Source organism: Rhodoferax sp., assembly GCF_030653815.1.
Classification (GTDB): Bacteria; Pseudomonadota; Gammaproteobacteria; order Burkholderiales; family Burkholderiaceae_C; genus Rhodoferax.
Map to the genome: position 1 here is coordinate 22959 of NZ_JAURYQ010000014.1, position 21885 is coordinate 44843.

Below are 21885 nucleotides of genomic sequence, written 5' to 3' on the forward strand. Positions count from 1 at the left end.
ATCGTCCGAAAGGACCATCATGGGTCGGCTTGCAGGGGTTCAAAAGGTAGTCTTGTCGGACGATGAGACAGACACTTTGTGTTGCAAGAATCAAAGCATTCATATTACCGAAAGATCGCATGGGACTTAAAGGACAGGCGGCACTGGTCGGCGCCGCCCAATACAAGCCGGAGAAATATGCCAGCGCGCCGCGGATGTTCCATCTGGAGCAGGTGGCCGACCTGGCCACGCAGGCACTTGACGATGCCGGGCTCCAGCTGCCGGACATCGACGGCCTGATTACCACGGGCGCCTATTTTCATGAGGCCAGCAGTTTTGTGCCCGCCATGGTGGGTGAGTACCTGGGCGTGCCACTCAACTTTGCCGAGGTGATTGACCTTGGCGGGGCCAGCTCGGTGGGCATGGTCTGGCGCGCGGCGGCCGCGATTGAACTGGGCTTGTGCGACACCGTGCTGTGCGTGATTCCGTCGCGCCTGGCGCCCATGTCAGTGCATGACGACCACGCGCTGGAGGTGATGCGCTCCAGCCGTTTTGGCGGCCACAGCACGCGTTACGGCGCCCCCGAGGCCGAGATGGATTTGCCGTATGGGCACATGGCACAAAACACCGGCTACGCCATGATTGCGCAGCGTTATGCCGCCCAATATGGTTATGACGCTGCCGCCATGGCGCGCATCTGTGTTGACCAGCGCTTTAACGCCTGCCACAACCCCGACGCCATGTTCTATGGCCAGCCGATCACGGTCGATGACGTGCTGAATTCACGCATGGTGGCAGAGCCCCTGCGCATGCTGGAAATTGTCATGCCGGTGGCTGGCGGGGGCGCCATGATCGTGACCCGCGCCGACAAGGCCAAAAGCTGCCGTCACCGGGGTGTCAACATCATTGGCTGCGGCGAACATGTGCACAGCAAGTCGCCGACCTATGCGGCTGACATGCTGGCCACGCCGATTGGCCCGGCGTCGCGCAAGGCGTTTTCGATGGCCGGCTTGACACCTGCCGACATGCACATGGCCCAGGTGTATGACTGCTACACCATCACCGTCATGCTGACGCTGGAGGACGCAGGTTTTTGCGCCAAGGGCGAGGGCATGCGTTTCCTGCGCGAACATGATTTCACCTTCAAAGGCAATTTTCCGATGAACACCCACGGGGGTCAGCTCAGCTTTGGCCAAACCGGCAGTGCCGGTGGCATGACACAGGTGATCGAAGCCATGCACCAGATTCAGGGCCGCGCCGGTGCGCGCCAACTGGCCCGCCACGATCTCGCTTACGTCTCCGGTACCGGTGGCGTGATGAGCGAGCAGGGCGCACTCATTCTGCAAGGAGCCTGATCATGGCCTGGAACAAACCCCTGCCGCATCCGACCCCGATTTCGGCCCCCTTCTGGGATGGCCTCAAAGCCCACGAAATCCGTCTTCAGCAATGCGAAGCGCACGGCCACTGGCTGTTTTTCCCGCGCACCCACTGCCCCACCTGCGGCTCGCGCCAACTGGCCTGGCGCACCGTCTCAGGCGCCGGCACGCTTTACACCTTCACCGTCGGGCGCATCCCCACCTTGCCCGAATTCACCGACGAGATGCCGCAACTGTTGGCCGTGGTTGAACTGGACGAAGGTGTGCACATCAACACCACCCTGGTGGGGGTTGACCCGGCGGCGCTGAAAATCGGCATGCGTGTGCGCCCGGTGTTTGATGATCGGCCGGGCGAGGTGACCCTGCTGCGCTACACGCCAGCTGAGTCAGCGCATGCCAACGTCATGGCCGTTGATGTCGTCGACGCTGCACCGGCGCCCGAACTCGTCCCTGCTGCGCCCAAGCGGCAGGTCAGCTGCAAGGACCTGGAGGCCATGAAGTCGCTGATATCAGACCAGTACTCGGGCTGGTCCAACCAGGTTGAGGTGACGCAGGAGCTGATCAACCAGTTTGCGGCGCTCTCCGGGGATGACTACTGGATTCACACCGACCCCGAAAAGGCGCGCCGTGACAGTCCGTTTGGAACCACCATTGCGCACGGTTCTCTGGTCCAGGTGCTGGCCAGTCGGCTCAAGATGCCGATGGACTTCGAGATCGTTGATTTCGGCAATATCGTCAACTACGGCTCGGATCGTCTGCGTTTTCCAAGCATCGTCCCTTCAGGCTGCCGTATTCATGGACGCTACCGCATCAAGGCGGTTGAGCAGCTCAAGAGCGGTGTGCAGGTGACGATGGAGATCAATATTCACGTGGTCGGCCAGGACCGGCCCTCTGTCATCAACGACCTGGTGATGCTCTACATGTAAGCGCAGCATCACGAGTCTGGTTGTGAATCCTCGTGATGGCTGCCAGACTCGCTTTCATGCCATTGACCAACTCTTGAGTTGTCGCCACCGCCGGACATGCCGATCAGCATGCCGCTTTGCTGTGGATCGGCATACTGATGGCCCCACTCAGGCTGCGTTGCGCCTATTGCGCTCCTTGACCATGGTCAGGGCAGCGTCCTCAATCATGTCCTCCTGGCCGCCAACCATTTTTCTCCGACCCAATTCCAGCAGGATGTCGCGTGGCGAAATACCGTATTTGGCACCGGCACGTTTTGCAAACAGCAAGAAGCTGCCGTACACGCCGGCGTAACCGGAGGCCAGGGCATCGCGGTCAATGCGGATCGGGAAATCCATCAGGGGCAGCACCAGATCCTCGGCCACGTCCTGGATCTTCCAGACATCGACGCCGGTTTCGATGCCCATGCGGGCGCACACTGCCACCAGCACTTCCATGGGGGTGTTGCCGGCGCCAGCGCCCAAGCCGGCCGCCGCCGCATCAATGCGGTTGGCGCCGACTTCAATGGCAGCGATCGAGTTGGCAACGCCCATGGCCAGATTGTGATGGCCATGAAAGCCCAGTTCGGTCTCAGGCTTGAGTGCGTCACGCACCGCTCCCAATCGGGCTCGCACGTCGTCGGGCAGCATGTGGCCGGCCGAGTCGGTGATGTACAGGCAGTTGGCGCCATAACTTTCCATCAGTTTGGCTTGCTTGACCAGGCCCTCGGGGCTGTTCATGTGCGCCATCATGAGGAAACCCACGGTGTCCATCTCCATTTTTCGAGCCAGGCTGATGTGTTGTTCACTGACATCGGCCTCGGTACAGTGGGTCGCCACACGGATGGTGTGTACGCCAAGACCGTGCGCCATCTTCAGATGGTCGACGGTGCCAATGCCCGGCAGCAGCAGGGCTGACACTTTGGCTTGCTTCATGAGTGGTATCACTGTGCTCAGGTACTCCTCGTCGGTATGGGCCGGGAACCCATAGTTGACCGAGCTGCCACCCAGACCGTCGCCATGGGTGACTTCGATCAAGGGAACGCCCGCCTCGTCGAGGCCACAGGCCACCGACTTCATCTGTTCCAGCGTCATCTGGTGGCGCTTGGGGTGCATGCCGTCACGCAGGGTCATGTCGTGAACGGTAATTTTCTTGCCTTGCAAATTCATGGTGTTCTCCTTCAAGCCTCAACGGGTGCCAGCGTCAGTGCGCCGGACAAAATTTCTTGCGCAAACATCTCGGCGGTACGCGCAGCCGCGGCCGTCATGATGTCCAGATTGCCCGCGTACTTGGGCAGGTAGTCGCCCAGGCCTTCGACCTCCATGTAGATCGATACCCGGTTGCCGTCGATGACCGGGCCGTTGACCAGGCGGTAGCCCGGAACGTATTTCTGCACCTCCGCCAGCATGGCATGCACCGAGGCCTCAATTTCTGCGGCTTTTGGGGTGTCCACCGTCAGGCAGTGAATGGTGTCGCGCATGATCAGCGGTGGTTCGGCCGGATTGATCACGATGATGGCCTTGCCCTTGGCAGCTCCGCCCACTTTTTCGACGGCACCGGCTGTGGTGCGGGTGAATTCGTCGATATTTTTTCGCGTGCCGGGTCCCACCGAGCGGCTCGATACCGTGGCCACAATCTCGCCGTAAGACACTGCTTGCACCCGACTCACCGCGGCCACCATCGGAATGGTGGCCTGGCCGCCACAGGTGACCATGTTGACATTCATTTCACGCTTGCCCACGTGTTCGGCCAAGTTCACCGGCGGCACGCAATAGGGGCCAATCGCGGCGGGTGTCAGGTCGATCATCATCACGCCCAGGGCATTGAGTTTGCGGCTGTTTTCGGCATGCACATAGGCACTGGTGGCATCAAAGGCAATTTGCACACCATCAGCCAGCACGTGGGGCAGCAGGCCGTCGACCCCGTCGGAGGTGGTCTTGATGCCCATCTCACGGGCACGTTTGAGGCCGTCGGACTCGGGGTCAATGCCCACCATCCAGACCGGCTCCAGCACCGCGCTGCGTTGCAGCTTCATCAGCAAGTCGGTGCCGATATTGCCTGGCCCGATCAGGGCACATTTGATTTTTCTTTGCGTCATTGTTCTTCCTTAGTCTGAAAAGTTGATTGAGCAGCCACCCAGGCCCTCAATTTGCATCGTGAAGCGGTCACCCGCCACGGCGGTGACCAGGGGTGCGAGTGAGCCCGAGAGAATAATCTCTCCCGCCTTGAACGGAATATCGAAAGCGCCCAGCGTGTTAGCCAGCCAGGCGACTGCTTCGGCCGGATGGCCTTGCACCGCCGAGCCCAGGCCGGAGCCTGCCAGTTGCCCGTTTTTCCAGAGCTGCATGTTGGCCGTTGCCAGGTCCAGTGCCGCTGGGTCGGTGTGCTGTTGTCCAATCACAAACACACCGCACGAGGCGTTGTCGGCCACCGTGTCCTGAATCTTGATCTTCCAGTCCCGGATGCGCGAATCAACAATTTCGAAGCATGGGGCCACCCAGGCGGTCGCTGCCAGCACGTCGGCACGCGTGACCCCGGGGCCTTGCAAATCTGACTTGAGCATGAACGCAACTTCGCCCTCGGCCTTGGGTTGAATCAGGCCTGTCCGACGGATTGACACGGTGGCGCCGTCGGCACATTGCATGGCATCGGTGAGGAAACCAAAGTCGGGCTGGAACACGCCCAGCATGTCCTGCACCGGCTTGGAGGTAACGCCGATTTTTTTGCCAATCACACGCTCGCCGCTGGCCTCGCGCAAGCGCAACATGTGGAGCGAGATACGGTACGCATCTTCAACACTGATATCGGGGTGGCGCTCAGTGAGCGGCGCAACAGTGTGTCGCTGGCGAAGTGCGTCAAAAAGTTCTTCACCGAGTGTGGGGATGAGGCTGTTATCCACAGGCTTAACCGTTTTGTAGAAAATCGATGCAGGCGCGGTTGAACATGTCTCGGTGTTCTACCTGAACCCAGTGGCCGCAGCGGTTGACCAGTGTGATGCGGGCGTTCGGGCAGTTTTCCACCAGCTTCATGGCACCACCAACCGGGTTGAACTGGTCGTTCACCCCCCAGAAGCCGAACACCGGGCAGGCCAAGGAGTGCAGTTGTGCGGTCATGTTGGGCACTTTCAGCACCGATCGGGCGGCGTTGGTCTGGGTCGCGGCAATCGGGGCCCGTTCATTGATGATGTCGTCGGTCAGCAAGGACGGGTCGAACAACTGCATGGTCATGACAGAGCGCATGGCCTCGGCGCCGGTTTTGCCGGACTTGTAAATGGCAAACATGTTGGCGATGCCGGGCATGGCCAGGTAGGTGTCGAGGTCTTCAACGCCGCCTGGCGCCATCAGGATCAGGCGCTTGACGTCCTGAGGGTAGGCCAGCGCGTAGCCCAGTGCCACCGCGCCACCCAGCGAATTACCGAGCAGGGTGATGTTTGTCAGCCCCAGTTTGTCAACCAGGCCCTTGACGCCGGCAATGAAAAAGTCAAGGTCGTACTGGAGCGGCAACTCGGTCTTGCTCGACAGACCATAACCCAGCAGGTCGGGCACGATGGTGCGGTAACCCGCCTCGGCGAAGACCGGGCAGTTGCCTTTGAAATTGCTGTAGCCGCTGGCGCCACCCCCTGCGCCGTGCAGGAAGATCACGGCTTCGCCCGTGCCTTGATCATGGTAGTGGACACGTTGTGCTGCGCCGGCAATAGAGCCAATGTCGGCGTAATGGCCGACCGGAATGGGAGAGTCGTGGTTCATGGGAAATGTGTTGGTTAATGGGAGGAAGTGGGTGCGGTGGCTGTCCAGAGTTTGGGCAGGCCCGGGTCGGTCGCCAGGATCAGTCGCTTGAGCAGGTTGCGCAGCAGCGACGCTTCTTGTTCGCCGAGGCGGTCCACCACACTGGCCTCGACGTCTTTGGCGGCCGCCAGAATATGCAGCACAGCATCGCGACCATTGGCGCTGAGGGTGTAGCTCGTGCCTGCTGCCCCGCTGTGCTGCAGCAGGCCGCGTTCACACAAGGCCTCTGGCGCATGTTGGTCCAGGTTGACTGCGGTATAGGCCACATGCTGGGCGATTTCTTCAGCGCTCAGCGGTTCGCGCACGCTGAGCGTGGACAGCACATAAAAATCGCCATCACTCAGCTGGCGCTCATTCAGCCGGGAGCGAAAGCCCGCCATGAACTGGTGATGGCTGCGCCCCAGCAGGTAACCCAGCAGTTCCTCGGAGTACAGCGCGGCGCCGATATCGGCGAGCGGCTCGGTCGAGACCGGTTCGGCTTTGGGGGTGGCGAGCGCGTAATTGCCGGTCACGTAAAGCAGGGGTGGGCGCTCGCTGCGGTCGTAGCCGAGAACTTCGCCGACAAAAATAATGTGATCACCGCCCTCATACTGGAACATGGTGCGGCACTGGAAGCGTGCACTGCAGGCGTGCAACAGCGGCGTGTTGTTGAGCCCGGTGTCGAGCTGCAGGCCGCTGAACTTGTCCTCGCCGGCGCGGGCAAACAGGTTGGACATGGCCACCTGGTCTTCGGCCAGCACATGCACATTCCAGTGGCTGGCGTCGCTGAAGGCCTGCAGGCTGCGCGCGCTTTTGGCCAGGCTCCAGAGCACCAACGGGGGTGTCAGCGAGACCGAGTTGAAGCTGTTGGCTGTGACCCCCACCGGCGTGCCGTCCCCGGCCTGCGTCGTGACAATGGTCACGCCCGTGGCAAACATGCCGAGTGCACGGCGGAAGTCTTTCGGGTCGAAGTGTGTGGTGTTGTCGTCCATGCTGTCTCCTGTGTTGCCCGCAGTGTGCGATGTTGTTCCCGCTGCCAAATCCTCCACATGGACTAGATTGGGTGCAGGGTTTACGCGGCTTGACTTTAGTCCAAGTGGACGATGATGGTCAGTTGCGCTCGGTGGGACGATAGAGTCCGCAAGGCATCCTCCTTGTCCCACAGATTTCATGCGCCACCGGAGACCAGAAATGAACACAACGAATGAAGACTATTTGACCCCTGAAGCCCTTGAATTGATCGCCCGCGCCAAAGCCCTGGCCCCGAAGCTGGCCGAGCGTGCGTGTGCCGCGGATCGCGATGGGCGTGTCAGCGAGGAAACCATTGCTGAAATGGCGGCTGCAGGCTTGTTTCGTATCTTGCAGCCCAGGCGCTGGGGTGGCTATGAGCTGGACCCACGCGTTTTCTACACCGTGCAAATGGCCCTGGCGGAGGGCTGCATGTCCACCGCCTGGATGTACGGCGTGGTGGGCGTCCACCCCTGGCAGCTGTCGCTGTTCCCCGAGCAGGCGCAGCAGGATGTGTGGCACGAAGACAGCGGCATCCGCATCGCCTCAACCTACATGCCCACCGGCAAGGCGGAACCCGTTGAGGGTGGCTACAAATTCAGTGGACGCTGGGGTTTTTCCACGGGCATCGAGCATTGCGACTGGGTTTTTCTGGGTGGCCTGTTGCCCAAAAAAGATGGCTCTGGCGCGCTCGAGCATGCGACCTTTTTGTTGCCAAAGGCGGATGTCAAGGTCGAGGAAAACTGGGATGTGCTGGGTTTGCGTGGCACGGGCAGCCACGACATCGTGATCGGCAGCGCCTTCGTGCCCGAGCACCGCATTCACCGCACCAATGACCATAGCGATGCCGGCTGCCCGGGCCGCGCCACCAACCCCGGCTGGTTGTACCGCGTGCCGTTTACCCAGGTGTTCCAGCGTGCGGTCTCGAGTGCCTGTATTGGTGCGCTGGAAGGTGCGATTACCAGTTTCCGCGAGCGTTCAGCGTCCCACGTCGGCAAACATGGCAACAAGATGGCCGAGGATCCAAACGCCCAGATGGCAGTGACCGAGGCCATGATGGCAGCCGACCAGTTGCGTCTGGTGTTGTTTCGCAACTATGCCCGCATCGTGCACTGCGCCAAGACGGGCGAGAAAATGCCGGTCGAGGAACGTCTGATGCAGCGCGCCCAGGCCTCTGCTGTGCCCAAGATCACGGGCGAGCGCGTCAATGACTTGATGCGCGCCTGCGCCGCTTCGGGGACCTACAAAACGAATCCGATCGAGCGCATATTCCGCGACATCCACCAGGGCCGTGGCCATATCGCCAACAATACCGATGCTTATGCGCGTGCGCATGGCGGGGTGATGCTGGGCTTGCCGAATATGGATGCCTTCGTCTGAGCGATCAGAAATTGGCCGATGGACATCAATAAAACCGAGGTGGAAGCGTGCAGCAGACATACGATGTGATTGTGGTGGGGTCAGGCGCTGGCGCGCTGCTGGCGGCGGTGCGCGCGGCGGACGAGGGGCTGCGCACGCTGGTGGTCGAAAAGACCGAGCTCGTGGGCGGAACTTCTGCCATCTCGGGCGGTGGCATCTGGATCCCGGATAACTACGACATGCCCAAGGCCGGCCTGAAGGACAGCATCGACGCGGCCTACCGTTACGTCAAGGCCTGCGCCAAGGGCCTGGCCAGTGATGACCGCGTGCTGGCTTATGTCGAGACGGCGCGCGAGATGGCGCTGTACCTCAAGCAGATCGGTATCCCTTACCGCTGTGTGCCGGGCTACAGCGACTACTACCCGGACATGCCGGGGGCCATGCCCGGCGGGAGAACCATGGACCCGGTGGACTACAACGCCGCCAAGCTGGGCTTGCAGGCGCTGCCCTTGCTGCGTCCGACCAGCCCCGGACAGCTCATTCTTGGCCGTATGCACATCAATGCCTTCGAGGCGCGTTCCATGTTGGCACGCGAGTTCAAGTCGCACTTCACCCTGGCGGGCATGATGCTGCGCTACTTTCTGGATTACCCGTGGCGCAACAAGACCAGGCGCGATCGTCGATTGACCGGGGGGCAGGCCTTGCTGGGTGGTCTGCTGGCCGCGTTGCGCCAGCGCAAGATCGAGCTATGGCTCAAAAGCCCGTTGCAGTCGCTGGTGTTTGAAGACGGGCGTGTGGTCGGTATTGTGGTTGAACAAGAGGGAAGGGCGGTGACAGTGCACGCACGCCGCGGCGTATTGTTGGGTGCCGGGGGTTTTGAGCGCAATGCGGCGATGCGAGAGCAGTATCTTCCCAAACCGACCGACGCCAACTGGCCTGCCACGCCACCCCATGCCAACACCGGTGACGCGATCCGCGCCGGGGCCGAGGTGGGCGCTGCCCTGCACCTGATGGCGCACACCTGGGGCGCGCCCACGCTGGAGGTGCCGGGTGAGGAGAAGTACCGAGCCATGTTCGTCGAGCGTTCGCTGCCGGGCTGCATGGTGGTCAATGCCCGGGGTGAACGCTTTCTCAATGAGTCCGGCCCCTACCCCGAATTTCAGCAGGCCATGTTTGCCAACCATGCGGCGACGGGTGGCGCTATTCCCGCCTGGATCGTGTTTGATGCCGACTTCCGTGCCAAGCAGCCGATCGGCCCGCTGATGCCCGGCTCGGCCGTGCCCGACAGCAAGCTGCGCAAGCGCTGGTTGAACACGGTTTATTGGAAAGCCGAGACGCTGGAGGCCCTGGCGCAACAGATCGGTGTTGATGCTGCTGGACTCAAGCGCAGCGCCGCGCGCATGACCGAATTCGCCGCCACCGGCAAAGACCTGGACTTTGACCGTGGCGGTAATGCGTTTGACCGTTACTACGGCGACCCACGATTGAAGAACCCAAATCTGGGTCCGATTGCCAAGGGTCCGTTTTATGCCATGAAACTGTTTCCGGGTGACATTGGCACCAAGGGCGGTCTGTTGACCGACCGCGAAGCGCGTGTGCTCAACGACCAGGGACAAATCATCAAGGGTCTTTATTGCGTGGGCAACAATTCGGCCTCGGTCATGGGGCCTGCCTACCCGGGCGCCGGCTCAACGTTGGGACCGGCGATGGCCTTCGCTTTACGTGCCATCGCCGAGATGACCGGCAAGCCGATGGCACTGCAGCGCACCGATCTGTTGTCTGTCTGAGCATGAACGGCACCCCAAAGACGAGGGTCAGCACGGTTACGCCGATTGCGCCCGCACTGGTGGTCGCCAGTGCTGCTGATGTGCCCTGGCATGAAGAGGCCGACGTGCTGGTGGTCGGCTGGGGAGCGGCCGGTGCCAGTGCCGCCATCGAGGCGCGCAGCCAGGGCGCAGATGTGATCGTGATCGACCGCTTTGGTGGTGGTGGCGCCAGCGCGCTGTCCGGCGGCGTGGTTTATGCCGGTGGTGGCACGGTGTACCAGCAGCAGGCGGGTTATGACGACAGTCCGCAGGCCATGGCCGACTATTTGCGGCACGAGGTGAATGGTGTCGTGTCGGACGACACGGTGCAGAAATTCTGCAATGAAAGTGTGGCCAACCTGCAATGGCTGGAGGCCCAGGGGGCACGTTTTGCGGCAACCATGCCCAGGTACAAGACCTCCTACCCGCCGGAGGGCGTTTTTTTGTACTATTCCGGCAACGAGCTTGTGCCCGCTTATGGCAACCCGGCAAGTACCGCCAAGCCAGCACCGCGCGGCCACCGCGTGGTCGCCAAAGGCCAGTCGGGGGCCACACTGTTTGCAGCACTGAAAAGCGCCACGCTGCGCGCCGGTGTCCAACCAATCACGCAGGCCAGCGTGCGTCGACTGGTGCGCGAACAAGGCAGCGGCCGGGTGCTGGGCGTCGAGATCTGGCAATTGCCGGCAGGTCATGAAAAGACGCTGCGTCATGCCGAGCTGGATGGCTTGGTGGCCAAATGGCGACTCTACCAGTCCAAAAAGGCCGATGCAGCGCGGCGCGAGCAGGCTGGTATTGAGCAGGCGCTTGGCAGCCCCCGTTTTGTGCGCGCGCGCCGTGGCGTGGTGCTGTCAACCGGGGGTTATATCTACAACCCGGCCTTGATCGATCAGCACGCCCCGCATTACCGCAAAGGTTGGCCTGTGGGCGGCGCGGGTTGCGACGGTTCGGGTTTGCGCCTGGGTCAGAGTGTCGGGGCGAGTGATGCCGAGTTGAACAACGTGTCGGCCTGGCGCTTCATCACACCGCCAGCCGCCTGGCCCAAGGGCTTGGTCATCAACCAGCGCGGCGAACGGTTTTGCAACGAGCAAGTTTATGGCGCCAAACTGGGCTATGAGATGGTGGAGAACCAAGGCGGCAAAGCCTGGCTGCTGCTCGACAGCAAGCTGCGCTGGGAGGCGGTGCGCCAATGCCTCTTTGGGGGCCTGTGGGCCTTTCAATTCCTGCCCGCGCTCATGCTGATGTTCAAAGTGGCCAGAAAAGCCAGGACACTGGAGGACTTGGCGCGCCACATCGGTGTTGATGCCGCCAGGCTACGCACCCAGGTCGAGACGGCCAATGCGGCGGCACGGGGCGAGCGCGAGGACGCTTTCGGCAAGTCGGCCGACATGCGTCAGGAGCTCAAGCACGGCTCGTTCTTCGCGATCGACATTTCGATCGACCAGAAAATGTTTCCGCTGGCCACGCTCACGCTGGGCGGCCTGCAGGTCAACGAGCTTGATGGCCATGTGCGCAATGCGCAGGGCCAGGACATTGCGGGTCTGTTTGCGGCTGGCCGCACAGCCATCGGTCTGGCTTCGTCCCGCTATGTCAGTGGTTTGTCGCTGGCCGACTGTATTTTTTCTGGTCGGCGCGCCGGGCGCGCAGCGGCACGCGAATGATGGTGCCTTCGACCAGGTGTTTGAAAAAATGAATGAGGAGAAGGTAATGACAGGACGTGTAAAAGACAAGGTGGCGCTGGTGACCGGCGGCGCCAGTGGTGTGGGTCTGGAGGTTGTCAAGCTGCTCCTGGCCGAAGGTGCCAAGGTGGCGATCAGTGACATCAATATCGAGACCGGCGAGAAACTGGCCGCTGAGTTGGGCGAGCGTGCCCTGTTCGTGCGCCATGATGTGACCTGTGAGAGCGACTGGACAACTGCCATCACCGCTGTGCAGCAACGTTTTGGCGCACTCAACGTGCTGGTCAACAACGCCGGTATCCTGATCGCCGGCGACATGGAAAGCGGCCGCATCGAGGACTTCCGCCGGCTGTTTCAGGTGAACGCCGAATCCGTTTTTATGGGTTGCCAGCAGGGTATCGCGGCGATGAAAGCGCAGGGTGGCAGCATCATCAACATGGCCTCGATTTCATCCTGGTTGCCGGTGGAGAACTATGCTGGCTACAGTGCCACCAAGGCTGCAGTTTCGGCGCTGACGCGCGCCGCCGCGCTCAAATGCCGCAAACAAGGCTATTCAATCCGTGTCAATTCGATCCACCCTGACGGGATTTACACGCCGATGATGGCGGCTACTCTGCCCAGGGGCGTGACCAAGGAGATGGTGTTACACGATGCCACGCGCAACCGCGGTGGCCGTGCCTACATGCCCGAGCGCATTGCCCCGTTGGTCCTGTTTTTGGCTTCGGACGAGTCCAGTGTGATCAGTGGCAGCGAACTGCACGCCGACAACGCCATTCTGGGTATGGGGCTTTGATCATGGAAGCTGTTGCAGCTTCCCGCTACCACGCGCTTCGCGTCAGTGCGGTGATCGAAGAGACACCTGATGCAAAGTCCTTCGTCTTCGACGTGCCGACCAAGTTGGCTGACCTCTATCGCTACAAGCCGGGACAGTTCCTGACGCTTCGCCTGCCGGTAGAAGGTCGTCATGTGCCGCGTTGTTATTCGATGTCGAGCGCGCCGATGGTGGACGGTGCCTTGCGTGTGACGGTCAAGCGCGTCCAGCAGGGGCGCGGCTCGAACTGGATGTGCGACAGGCTCAAAATCGGTGACCCTGTTGAGGTAATGCCGCCAGCCGGGGTCTTCACGCCGCGCTCGTTGGACGGCGATTTTTTGTTGTTGGGGGGCGGCAGTGGCATCACGCCTGTGCTCTCCATCCTGCGCTCGGCCCTGTTTCAGGGTCAAGGCCGTATCGCGCTGCTGTATGCCAACCGCGACGAACGCTCGGTGATTTTTCGTGACGAACTGAAGGCGCTGGCGGCAGCCCATCCGTCCAGGCTGCAGGTGATCCACTGGCTCGATTCGGTGCAGGGCGTGCCCTCGGTGGCACAACTGGCCGAGTTGGCCAAGCCTTTCCGCTTGGCCCAGGCCTTCATTTGTGGCCCTGGTCCATTCATGGATGCGGCCGTCGCCGCGCTGCAAGCGGTGGAGATGGCGCCCGAGCAGATTCATGTGGAGCGTTTTGCGTCCCTGCCTGACGAGGAGGACGCGGCAGCGCTAAACGCCACGGTGGCGGCCGATGCGCCTGCGCCGTCGGTTGATGAAGCCGAAGTCGAGCTGTCACTCGATGGAACCATACACAAGATTCAATGTGGCGGCGGCCAGACCCTGCTGGACGCTGCGCTGGCAGCCGGCATCAAGGCACCGTATTCCTGTCAGGCCGGTCTGTGCGCGTCTTGCATGTGCCAGGTGGTGGAGGGCAGCGTGCACCTGCGCCATAACGAGGTGCTGGACAAAAAAGATCTGGCCAAGTCCTGGACGCTGGCCTGCCAGGCGGTGCCGACCAGCACCCATCTGCGCATCAAGTTTCCGGAGTAATCAAATGAGTTCAAACACCGTGTCGGCATCCGCGTCGACCACCTTACCGGCTACCTTGCCCGCATTGATCCGCCAGGCGGCAGCCCAGTTTCCGCAGCGTACTGCCGTTGTGGACGAGGGACTCACGATCAGCTACGCCGAGCTGCTTTCCGCCAGCGAGACCGTTGCGCGGAGTCTGATTGCCAAGGGGGTACAAGCGGGTGACCGTGTCGCCATCTGGGCACCCAATGTGCATGAGTGGATCTTGGCGGCCTGCGGCACACACGCTGCCGGTGCCGTGCTGGTGCCTCTCAATACCCGCATGAAGGGGGCTGAAGCCGCCGACATCCTGGGCCGCAGTGGTGCCAGGGTTCTTTTTTGTATTGGTGATTTTTTGGGTCAGTATTACCCCTCGCTGCTGATGGATCAACGCCCGGTCACTCTTGAGCACATTGTGGTCCTGAGAGAGGGTTTTCGCGAGTCACCCGCGCAATCCGGTGACCTGTGCTGGAACGACTTCCTGGCGACAGGCCGTGCGGTCGATCGACAACGCGTGTTGGAACGGGAGCAGGCCCTGAGTGCGGACAGCACCGCTGACCTGATGTTCACCTCAGGAACCACCGGCCGCCCCAAAGGCGTGATGGCGGCGCATGGTCCGACGATCCGGGCTTTTTATGCCTGGTCGGAGGTGGTGGGCCTGGGTGAGGGCGATCGCTACCTGATCGTCAACCCCTTCTTTCATACCTTTGGCTACAAGGCGGGCTGGGTGGCGGCCTTCATTCGTGGCGCCACGGTGTACCCCGAGCAGGTGTTTGACGCCGAAAAGGTACTCACACGCATCCAGCGTGACCGCATCAGCTTCATGCCCGGGCCGCCGACATTGTTCCTGACCATGTTGGGCCATCCGGGTCTGAAAGACTTTGATATTTCCTCGCTGCGGGCCACGGTCACCGGGGCGGCCACGGTGCCACCGGTGCTGATCGCCCGCATGCGTGATGAGCTGGGCATCGCCAGCGTCACCACCGCTTATGGTCTGACCGAATGCGGTGGCTGTGCCACGGTCTGTGACCCCGGTGACAGCGTTGAAACAGTTGCCGGCACTTGTGGTCGCGCCTTGCCTGGCACCGAGGTGTGCTGTGTCGATGAGCAAGGGGCCCGTGTGCCGGCGGGTCAGCCCGGCGAGGTGCTGCTGCGCGGTTACCACGTAATGCAGGGCTATTTTGAAGATCCCAAGGCGACCGCCGAAGCAATAGACGCTGATGGCTGGCTGCATACCGGCGACGTCGGCGTGCTTGATGAGCGCGGTTACTTGCGCATCACCGACCGCCTCAAGGATATGTTCATTGTGGGCGGTTTCAATGTTTACCCGGCGGAAGTCGAGCGCTTGCTGAGCCCGCATCCGGACATTGCCCAAGTGGCGGTGATTGGCGTGCCTGACGAGCGCATGGGCGAAGTGGGGTGTGCTTGCGTCGTGCGACGGTCAGGATCTACGCTCACAGAGAAAGAGCTTGTTGCCTGGGCGCGTGACAACATGGCCAACTACAAGGTGCCACGCCAGGTCCGGTTCCTGGAGTCGCTGCCTGTGAACGCCTCCAACAAAGTTGACAAGAAGCGACTCAGAGTGATTTGAGCAGAATCAAGCGTTATACATTTAGGCCATGAGTTGGGTGGGTACGCTGTGCCTCTGGGGCATGGCGTGGGCTTTTTTTCTACCTTCCTTTGCGCAGCAGCCACCTTCTGCGGTCGCCAGTCAGGAAAGCAAAGAAGCAGCGCGCGTCCAGGCGATGCTGGACCGTGCCGTGGTGTAGCACAGGAAGAATGGTAAACCAGCCCTTGCAGCTTTCTCCCGCGCGGGCGAGTTTCTTGATGGCGAGCTTTATGTCTACGTGATCGACAAAAATGGCCTGATGCTGGCAAGTGGCTCTCCGCCTTAACGAAGCGCCAGAGACCATTAAAGTTGAGATTAAGTGGTATGCCAAGACACATGTAAAATGTCAGTCACGGATCGCGGTCCTTGTGAATGCCAAGTAAATAAGACGCTGTGAGAGCTCTTAATATGACTGTTCTACAGACACCGCTTCCGCCAGAACCCCTTATTTCATGCGGGCAGCAAAGGAGTTTCGTTGAATGCGTACCATCCTATGGGTTACAAGCGATAAGACCTCATGAAAACACCTGTCAATACCTTCAAAAACGCCTTGCAAAAGCAGCAGGTCCAAATCGGCTTGTGGGTGAATTTGGCCGATGGCTTGTGCGCCGAACTGGTCGCCGGCATCGGCTATGACTGGCTACTGCTCGATGGCGAGCACGGCCCCAGTGACCTGCGCACCATGCTGGCGCAATTGCAGGGCGTCTCCAGTGCACAGGGCTCCCTTCCCGGCCTGGTCACGCATCCGATCGCGCGCGTGCCAGTGGGCGAAACCTCACTCATCAAGCAATTTCTCGACCTTGGCGTGCAAACCCTGCTTGTGCCCATGGTGGACACGCCCGCGCAGGCTGAGCAGTTGGTGCGGGCCATGCGCTACCCGCCTGACGGCGTCCGCGGCATGGGCAGCGCCGTGGCCCGCTCTTCGCGTTGGCAGGGCTATCCCGACTACATTCATGAGGCCAATGCCCAGGTCTGTCTGCTGGTGCAGGCTGAGACGGTGGAGGCCATGCGCAACCTCGACGCCATCGCCGCCACACCGGGCGTGGACGGCGTGTTCATCGGTCCGGCCGACCTGTCGGCGTCGATGGGTTATCTCGGGAACCCGGGTCACCCCGAGGTGCAGGCCGCCATTGCGGATGGCATCGCACGCATTCTCAAAGCCGGCAAGGCCCCTGGCATTATCGCCACCTCGGAGGAGCAGGCGCGCAAATGGCTGGCGGCTGGCGCGTTGTTCGTGGCTGTGGGTGTGGACACCATGCTGTTGTCAGATGCAGCACGCAGCCTGCTGGCCAAGTTCAAGTCGTCCGCCCCCAAGTCGTCCGCTGGCGCATACTGAACGCACCGCTTCCGCCTGGTTCAAACCACCCGCCAAGCCAGTGACTCGCCGCCCCCCAGCGGCTTGAGTTCGGCTTCACCAAAGGCAAAACTTTCCGGTACCGTCCAGGCTTCGCGCTTGAGCGTGAGCGTGCCGGTGTTGCGCGGCAGGCCGTAAAAGTCGGCGCCGTAGAAACTGGCAAAGGCTTCCAGTTGCCCAAGTGCACCCATGGCGTCAAATGCCTGGGCATAAAGTTCCATGGCCGCATGCGCGGTGTAGCAGCCGGCGCAGCCGCTGGCGTGTTCCTTCAGGTGCACCGCGTGCGGCGCGCTGTCGGTACCCAGGAAAAACTTCGGGCTGCCGCTGCCCGCCGCGCTGAGCAAGGCCTGGCGATGGCTTTCACGCTTGAGCACCGGCAGGCAGTAGTAGTGTGGGCGGATGCCGCCGGTGAAGATGGCGTTGCGGTTGTACAGCAGGTGGTGCGCAGTGACCGTGGCCGCGACAAACTGGTCAGCTTCAGCCACGTACTGCGCGGCTTCGCGCGTGGTGATGTGTTCGAAGACAATTTTCAGCTCGGGAAAATCGCGGCGCAACGGGATCAATTGGGTGTCGATGAACACCGCCTCGCGGTCGAACAGGTCGATGTCGGGCGAGGTCACTTCACCGTGCACCAGCAACGGCATGCCGGCGCGCTGCATGGCTTCGAGCGTGGCGTAGGTTTTGCGCAGATCGGTCACGCCGGCGTCGCTGTTGGTGGTGGCGCCAGCCGGGTAGAGCTTGGCGGCCACGATGCCGGCCTCGCGGGCGCGGGCGATTTCGTCGGGCGGCAGGATGTCGGTGAGGTAAAGCGTCATCAGCGGCTCGAACGCCAGTCCGGCCGGTACGGCGGCCTGGATGCGCGCCTTGTAGGCCAAGGCTTGGGCGGTGGTGGTCACCGGTGGGCGCAAATTGGGCATGATGACGGCGCGACCAAACTGGGCTGCGCTGTGCGGCACCACGGTGCCAAGTGCAGCACCGTCGCGCACATGCAGGTGCCAGTCATCGGGGCGGGTCAGTGTCAGGGTGTCGGTCATGGTGCGGGTTGTCATGAAGTAACTTAAAGGGCGCCATGGTGGGCGATCAGGTAGTCCCACAGGGCTTGTGCGTTGTGTTTGTGAACCTCAGGGTCGGGGCGACCGCCCGCATGGGCGGGCTTGTGCGCATCGCGATGCGTTGGACGTTCGCGGTAGGCGCGTACTTCCATGGTGATGCTGAGGTCCTTGAGTTCGGGCGGGGCGGCGCTCACCAACTTGTTCGCGCGCAGGTCCTTGCGCACCGCGCTCAAGGGCAGGAACGCCACGCCGTGACCTTCCAGCGCCATCGCCTTCAAACCTTCGGCCATGTCGGTCTCGTAGACCCGGTCGAAGTGGATCGGGGCGCTGCTGTGTTTCAGGATCAGCTCCACCATCTGGCCCAGGTAGGCGCCTTGCGCGTAGCCCAGGTAGGGCAGCGGGCGGCCGGCCTTGCCGGGCAGCTCGAACAGGGGCTTGCCGTGCGCGTCCGGTTTGGCATAGGGGGCGACCGTTTCCTCACCCAGGCTCACCATCTCGTAGCGGTCTGCGTCAAGCTGGTTGGGCTGGGACGGGTGGTGGTAGGCAATCAGCAGGTCGCAGCTGCCCTCCACCAGGCGCATCACCGCATCATGCACATTGAGCGCAATCAGCCGGCTTTTGATGGGGCCGAAGCTTTCACGCAGGGTGGACATCCAGGCCGGAAAAAAAGTGAACGCCAGCGTGTGCGGCACGGCAAACTCGATCACGTCCTGCGCCGCGGTGGCGTGGCCGCGCAACATGGCGCGCGTGGTCTGCAGCGCCTGCAGCACCTCCAGCGCCTGGTCATGCAGCGTTTCACCCGCCGGTGTCAGGCGCGTGGGGTAGCTGCTGCGGTCCACCAGATCGGAGCCGGCCCAGGCTTCCAGTGACTGGATGCGCCGGGAAAACGCCGGTTGCGTGACATGGCGCAATTGCGCCGAGCGGCTGAAACTGCGGGTTTCAGCCAAGCTCACAAAATCTTCAAGCCATTTGGTTTCCATGAGGCGGGATTGTCTACCAGAGCAGATGGATTACGATGCCCACAACTCAATTTCCGGTTAATTGGAGGTAGGCATGCCGGGTGGACGGCGCCACGGCGTCCAGCACCTGGGCATAAGCGGTTTGGTGGCGTGCCAGCAAGCGCGCCGAGGCCACCATTTTGGAGCGACAAAACCAGTGGCAACTGTGTTGCATCAGCATCAGCTCGGCCGACAGGGTGAATGCCCTGCGCTTGGCGGGCTGGGTCGGGTCGTTTTGCACGGCTTGGCTGATGCCATGGGCATGCAGGCTGAGTAATTTGCGCAGGTCCAGCGTGCTGGCGGGGAAGTACTGCGACACAAAAGGCAGGGCCAGCGGCAGTCGGCTGAGCCGGGCCTGCGGCTCGGGGACCTTGGCAAATTCGAGCACAAAACGGCTGAACTGCTCGCTCAGCGTTTGTTCTGCGGTTTCCAGATGGCGCCATACCTGGGTTTGGCGTTGTTCGTCGGTCTCACTCAGCGCGCGCTGGTAGCCGCCCAGCACATCCTGCATCAGCTTCTCAATCTGGAATTGCCCCAGGTAACCGCCCAGCAGGGCAATGCGCTGCGCTTGCTCTCGCGTTTTAAGAACATGCATGCCAATGGCCAGCAGGATGAAGAGAACAAAAGTATCCATGGGGAAAGTGCGGGGAGATAAAAAGCCACTTGAGTGTAGTGGGCCGGGCTGACGTTCAGGCTGCTTGGGCTGCGATTCAAAGAGTTGTGGCGGAGAGGTCGGGCCGAAGGATGCATGACGGTGTTTGCCCAATCACCCGACTGATTTCATGAGCTGGTGAGTCGATCAGAATGGGACTTCTTGCAGGCTAGTCCGTCAAAACCGCATGCGCATGGCCCGGTCGCCGCACCGGGTTTGGCGTCAAGCCTGTTGTCGGAAAAGTTGGCGGATCAGACCATTTGTGCAGCGATGTGCTCTGACCCCAACTGATTGCGTGTCAGTTTGAATCACCCCCCGGCTGCTTGACGCCTGCCTGTGGGCGGGTAGATCGGGTCGGTGTAACCCGGTGTGGATGGATGGCCGGGGTGGACCAGGTTGTCCACCAGGGTTTCGTCTTCCGCGGTGAACACGTAGTCGAGCGCGGGCAGGTAGTCCTGCCACTGCCTGAGCGTGCGCGGCCCGGCGATGACCGAACTGATCACCGGGTTGGCCAGCACCCAGGCCGTGGCGAATTGGGCCAGGCTGATGCCCCGGTTTTCGGCGTGCACCTTGAGCTGTTGCGCGATCAGCAGGGATTCCTCGCGAAACTCGGTCTGGGCCAGGCGCTGGTCACCGCGGCCGGCGCGGCTGTCGGGGGCGGGCGTTTGACCCGGCAGGTATTTGCCGGTGAGCACGCCGCGCGCCACCGGGCTGTAGGGCGTGACGCCAATGCCGTAATGGGCGCAGGCCGGCAGCACCTCGACTTCGGGCATGCGGTTGAGCAGGTTGTAATAGGGCTGGCACACCACCGGCCCCGGCATGCCGAGTTGTGCGGCGAGGTGCACCATTTCGGCCATGCGCCAGCCCCGAAAATTGGACACGCCCCAGGCGCGAATCTGGCCCGCGCGCAGCATGGCGTCGAGGGCGCGCAAGGGCTCCTCCAGGTTCATGCCGTCAAAGTCACGGTGCAGGTACAGGATGTCGACGTAGTCGGTTTGCAGGCGCGCCAGCGAGGCTGCGATTTCGCGCAGCATCCAGCTGCGCGAGTAATGCCCCTCGTTGACCCGGTCCGACATGGCGTTGCCCATTTTGGTGACCAGCACCCAGTCATGGCGCTGTCCCTTGAGCAACTGGCCCACCATGGTTTCCGAACCACCTTTGCTGTAATTGTCGGCGGTGTCGATGTAGTTCACGCCGTGACTGCGGGCGTCTGCCACGATGGACGCGGCTTCTGCCAGCGCAGTCTGGTCGCCAAACATCATGGTGCCCAGGCACAGCGCCGAGACTCTCAAATTGCTTTTACCAAGGTGACGGTAGTGCATGGTGGGGCTTTCGTTGAAGTGGATGTCAATGACAAAAATGCGTTGCGGCATGCGGATCCTCATTGTTGCTTGAGTTTTGCTGGCGCAGAATACGTTCGGGTTGATTTTTGTTCTTTGAAAGGCAAACCATGACATCCAAATCGATGAAATCCCTCACGTTGGCGGCGCTGCTGGCGAGCGCGGGCCTGGTCTTTGCGGCGCCACCCGAAGGGGCAGGGCAGGCCGGGGCGGGCAAGTCACGACCTGCTGCGCAAGCGAAACCAGAAGTCCCGATCGGCGCCTACTTTCAAGACAGGCAACGCCAGGCGGTGTTGCAGTACTACGGCAGCCAGCAGGCCAAAGGGCGCTGTCCCCCCGGGCTGGCCAAGAAAAACAACGGCTGCATGCCGCCCGGTCAGGCCAAGAAATGGTCCGTAGGGCAACCGCTGCCTGGAACGCTCACCTACTATCCCGTGCCCCGGGGCGTGGTTACCCAAATCGGACTGCCGCCTGCGGGGTACAAATATGTGCGCGTGGCCAATGACCTGCTGCTGGTGGCGATCGGCACCATGATGGTGGTGGACGCCATCGAGGACCTGATGCGGCCCTGACGACACCCGGGGAACAACTGCTTACAAAGCTGTTTCCAGGCGCAGCCCAGCGGGCATAGACTGGGCTTTTCCTCAAATCCACGGAGTAGCTTATGAAATTCACTCAAAAATCCCTGGCCGTTTGCCTCATCTCAGCCGCCTTGCTTGGCAGTTATGGTGTCTCGGCGCAAACCTCGCCCAGCCGAAGCTTCACCACCGATCTGGCCAAAGCCAGTCTGGCCAAGGGCGGCGACAGTGTGAAGACCGAGGCGGACATTCAGAAGATGCGCGATGACGGCATGGGCTGGGGCCAGATCGCCAACGCCCTGGGCCTGAACCTTGGTGCCGTGGTCAGTGCCGCCAACCGTGCCGAGCCGGCGACGCAAAACGCAGCCAACAAGGCTGCAGCAACCGGTCAGTACGGCCAAAGTGCCAACGCAATCAGTCGCAGCGGCACCAGTGCCGGCAGCTCTGGTGGCAAGGGCGGTGGCAACGGTGGCGGTAACGGCGGTGGCAATGGCGGCGGTGGCGGACGCGGCAAGTAAGCG

Annotated in this window: 20 protein-coding genes; 11 read left to right on the forward strand and 9 right to left on the reverse strand. The window is 61.8% G+C overall.

Going from position 1 to position 21885, the window contains the following annotated elements; all coding sequences use genetic code 11:
• Window positions 1–119 precede the first annotated feature (119 nt).
• Entirely contained in the window at window positions 120–1334 is a 1215-nt protein-coding gene (locus Q7U49_RS04220; RefSeq protein WP_304762510.1) for a thiolase family protein, read from the forward strand.
• A gap of 2 nt (window positions 1335–1336) precedes the next feature.
• Entirely contained in the window at window positions 1337–2281 is a 945-nt protein-coding gene (locus tag Q7U49_RS04225; protein WP_304762511.1) for an OB-fold domain-containing protein, read from the forward strand.
• Window positions 2282–2428: 147 nt separating this feature from the next.
• Here the strand turns inward: Q7U49_RS04225 and dmpG are convergent, their stop codons facing one another.
• The 5 genes from dmpG to Q7U49_RS04250 are packed head-to-tail and all read right to left on the reverse strand — an operon-like array spanning window position 2429 to window position 7053.
• A complete protein-coding gene (gene dmpG / locus Q7U49_RS04230; RefSeq protein ID WP_304762512.1) occupies window positions 2429–3466 on the reverse strand; it encodes a 4-hydroxy-2-oxovalerate aldolase in 1038 nt (345 codons plus the stop codon).
• Between the two features lie 11 nt (window positions 3467–3477).
• Complete coding sequence (locus tag Q7U49_RS04235; protein WP_304762513.1) at window positions 3478–4395, reverse strand: acetaldehyde dehydrogenase (acetylating); 918 nt, start codon at window positions 4393–4395, stop codon at window positions 3478–3480.
• A gap of 9 nt (window positions 4396–4404) precedes the next feature.
• Window positions 4405–5196, reverse strand: coding sequence for a fumarylacetoacetate hydrolase family protein (locus Q7U49_RS04240; RefSeq protein ID WP_304762514.1), 792 nt, complete (start codon window positions 5194–5196; stop codon window positions 4405–4407).
• A 4-nt stretch (window positions 5197–5200) separates the two neighbouring features.
• On the reverse strand, window positions 5201–6043 hold the full coding sequence (locus Q7U49_RS04245) for an alpha/beta fold hydrolase (protein ID WP_304762515.1): 843 nt from the start codon (window positions 6041–6043) through the stop codon (window positions 5201–5203).
• 14 nt (window positions 6044–6057) lie between these two features.
• Entirely contained in the window at window positions 6058–7053 is a 996-nt protein-coding gene (locus Q7U49_RS04250; protein ID WP_304762516.1) for a flavin reductase, read from the reverse strand.
• 199 nt (window positions 7054–7252) lie between these two features.
• Here Q7U49_RS04250 and Q7U49_RS04255 point away from each other — a divergent pair, with 199 nt between their 5' ends.
• The 7 genes from Q7U49_RS04255 (at window position 7253) to Q7U49_RS04285 (ending at window position 16726) form a co-directional block, all read left to right on the forward strand.
• Window positions 7253–8449, forward strand: coding sequence for an acyl-CoA dehydrogenase family protein (locus Q7U49_RS04255; protein ID WP_304762517.1), 1197 nt, complete (start codon window positions 7253–7255; stop codon window positions 8447–8449).
• Between the two features lie 47 nt (window positions 8450–8496).
• Window positions 8497–10215, forward strand: a complete 1719-nt coding sequence (locus Q7U49_RS04260; protein ID WP_304762518.1) for an FAD-binding protein — start codon at window positions 8497–8499, stop codon at window positions 10213–10215.
• 2 nt (window positions 10216–10217) lie between these two features.
• A complete protein-coding gene (locus Q7U49_RS04265; RefSeq protein ID WP_304762519.1) occupies window positions 10218–11891 on the forward strand; it encodes an FAD-binding protein in 1674 nt (557 codons plus the stop codon).
• A gap of 46 nt (window positions 11892–11937) precedes the next feature.
• Window positions 11938–12702, forward strand: coding sequence for an SDR family oxidoreductase (locus Q7U49_RS04270; protein WP_304762520.1), 765 nt, complete (start codon window positions 11938–11940; stop codon window positions 12700–12702).
• 2 nt (window positions 12703–12704) lie between these two features.
• Window positions 12705–13763 (forward strand): ferredoxin--NADP reductase, encoded by a 1059-nt coding sequence (locus Q7U49_RS04275; RefSeq protein WP_304762521.1) that lies wholly within the window; start codon window positions 12705–12707, stop codon window positions 13761–13763.
• Window positions 13764–13767: 4 nt separating this feature from the next.
• The gene (locus tag Q7U49_RS04280; protein WP_304762522.1) at window positions 13768–15372 is read left to right on the forward strand and encodes a FadD3 family acyl-CoA ligase; all 1605 of its coding nucleotides are present in this window, start codon (window positions 13768–13770) and stop codon (window positions 15370–15372) included.
• 535 nt (window positions 15373–15907) lie between these two features.
• Window positions 15908–16726: an HpcH/HpaI aldolase/citrate lyase family protein gene (locus Q7U49_RS04285; protein ID WP_304762523.1), complete on the forward strand. Its 819-nt coding sequence runs from the start codon at window positions 15908–15910 to the stop codon at window positions 16724–16726.
• Between the two features lie 20 nt (window positions 16727–16746).
• On the opposite strand, the gene pyrC is transcribed toward Q7U49_RS04285, so the two are convergent.
• The 4 genes from pyrC to Q7U49_RS04305 form a co-directional block, all read right to left on the reverse strand.
• Window positions 16747–17793, reverse strand: coding sequence for a dihydroorotase (gene pyrC, locus Q7U49_RS04290; protein WP_304762524.1), 1047 nt, complete (start codon window positions 17791–17793; stop codon window positions 16747–16749).
• Window positions 17794–17801: 8 nt separating this feature from the next.
• Window positions 17802–18776 carry a LysR substrate-binding domain-containing protein gene (locus Q7U49_RS04295; RefSeq protein ID WP_304762525.1) on the reverse strand — a complete coding sequence of 325 codons (975 nt, stop codon included), beginning with the start codon at window positions 18774–18776 and terminating at the stop codon, window positions 17802–17804.
• 46 nt (window positions 18777–18822) lie between these two features.
• On the reverse strand, window positions 18823–19428 hold the full coding sequence (locus Q7U49_RS04300; protein ID WP_304762526.1) for a hypothetical protein: 606 nt from the start codon (window positions 19426–19428) through the stop codon (window positions 18823–18825).
• A 326-nt stretch (window positions 19429–19754) separates the two neighbouring features.
• A complete protein-coding gene (locus Q7U49_RS04305; RefSeq protein ID WP_304762707.1) occupies window positions 19755–20768 on the reverse strand; it encodes an aldo/keto reductase in 1014 nt (337 codons plus the stop codon).
• Between the two features lie 128 nt (window positions 20769–20896).
• Between Q7U49_RS04305 and Q7U49_RS04310 the strand changes: the two genes are divergently transcribed.
• Complete coding sequence (locus tag Q7U49_RS04310; RefSeq protein WP_304762527.1) at window positions 20897–21358, forward strand: hypothetical protein; 462 nt, start codon at window positions 20897–20899, stop codon at window positions 21356–21358.
• A gap of 92 nt (window positions 21359–21450) precedes the next feature.
• On the forward strand, window positions 21451–21882 hold the full coding sequence (locus Q7U49_RS04315) for a hypothetical protein (protein WP_304762528.1): 432 nt from the start codon (window positions 21451–21453) through the stop codon (window positions 21880–21882).
• The last annotated feature ends 3 nt before the right edge of the window (window positions 21883–21885 follow it).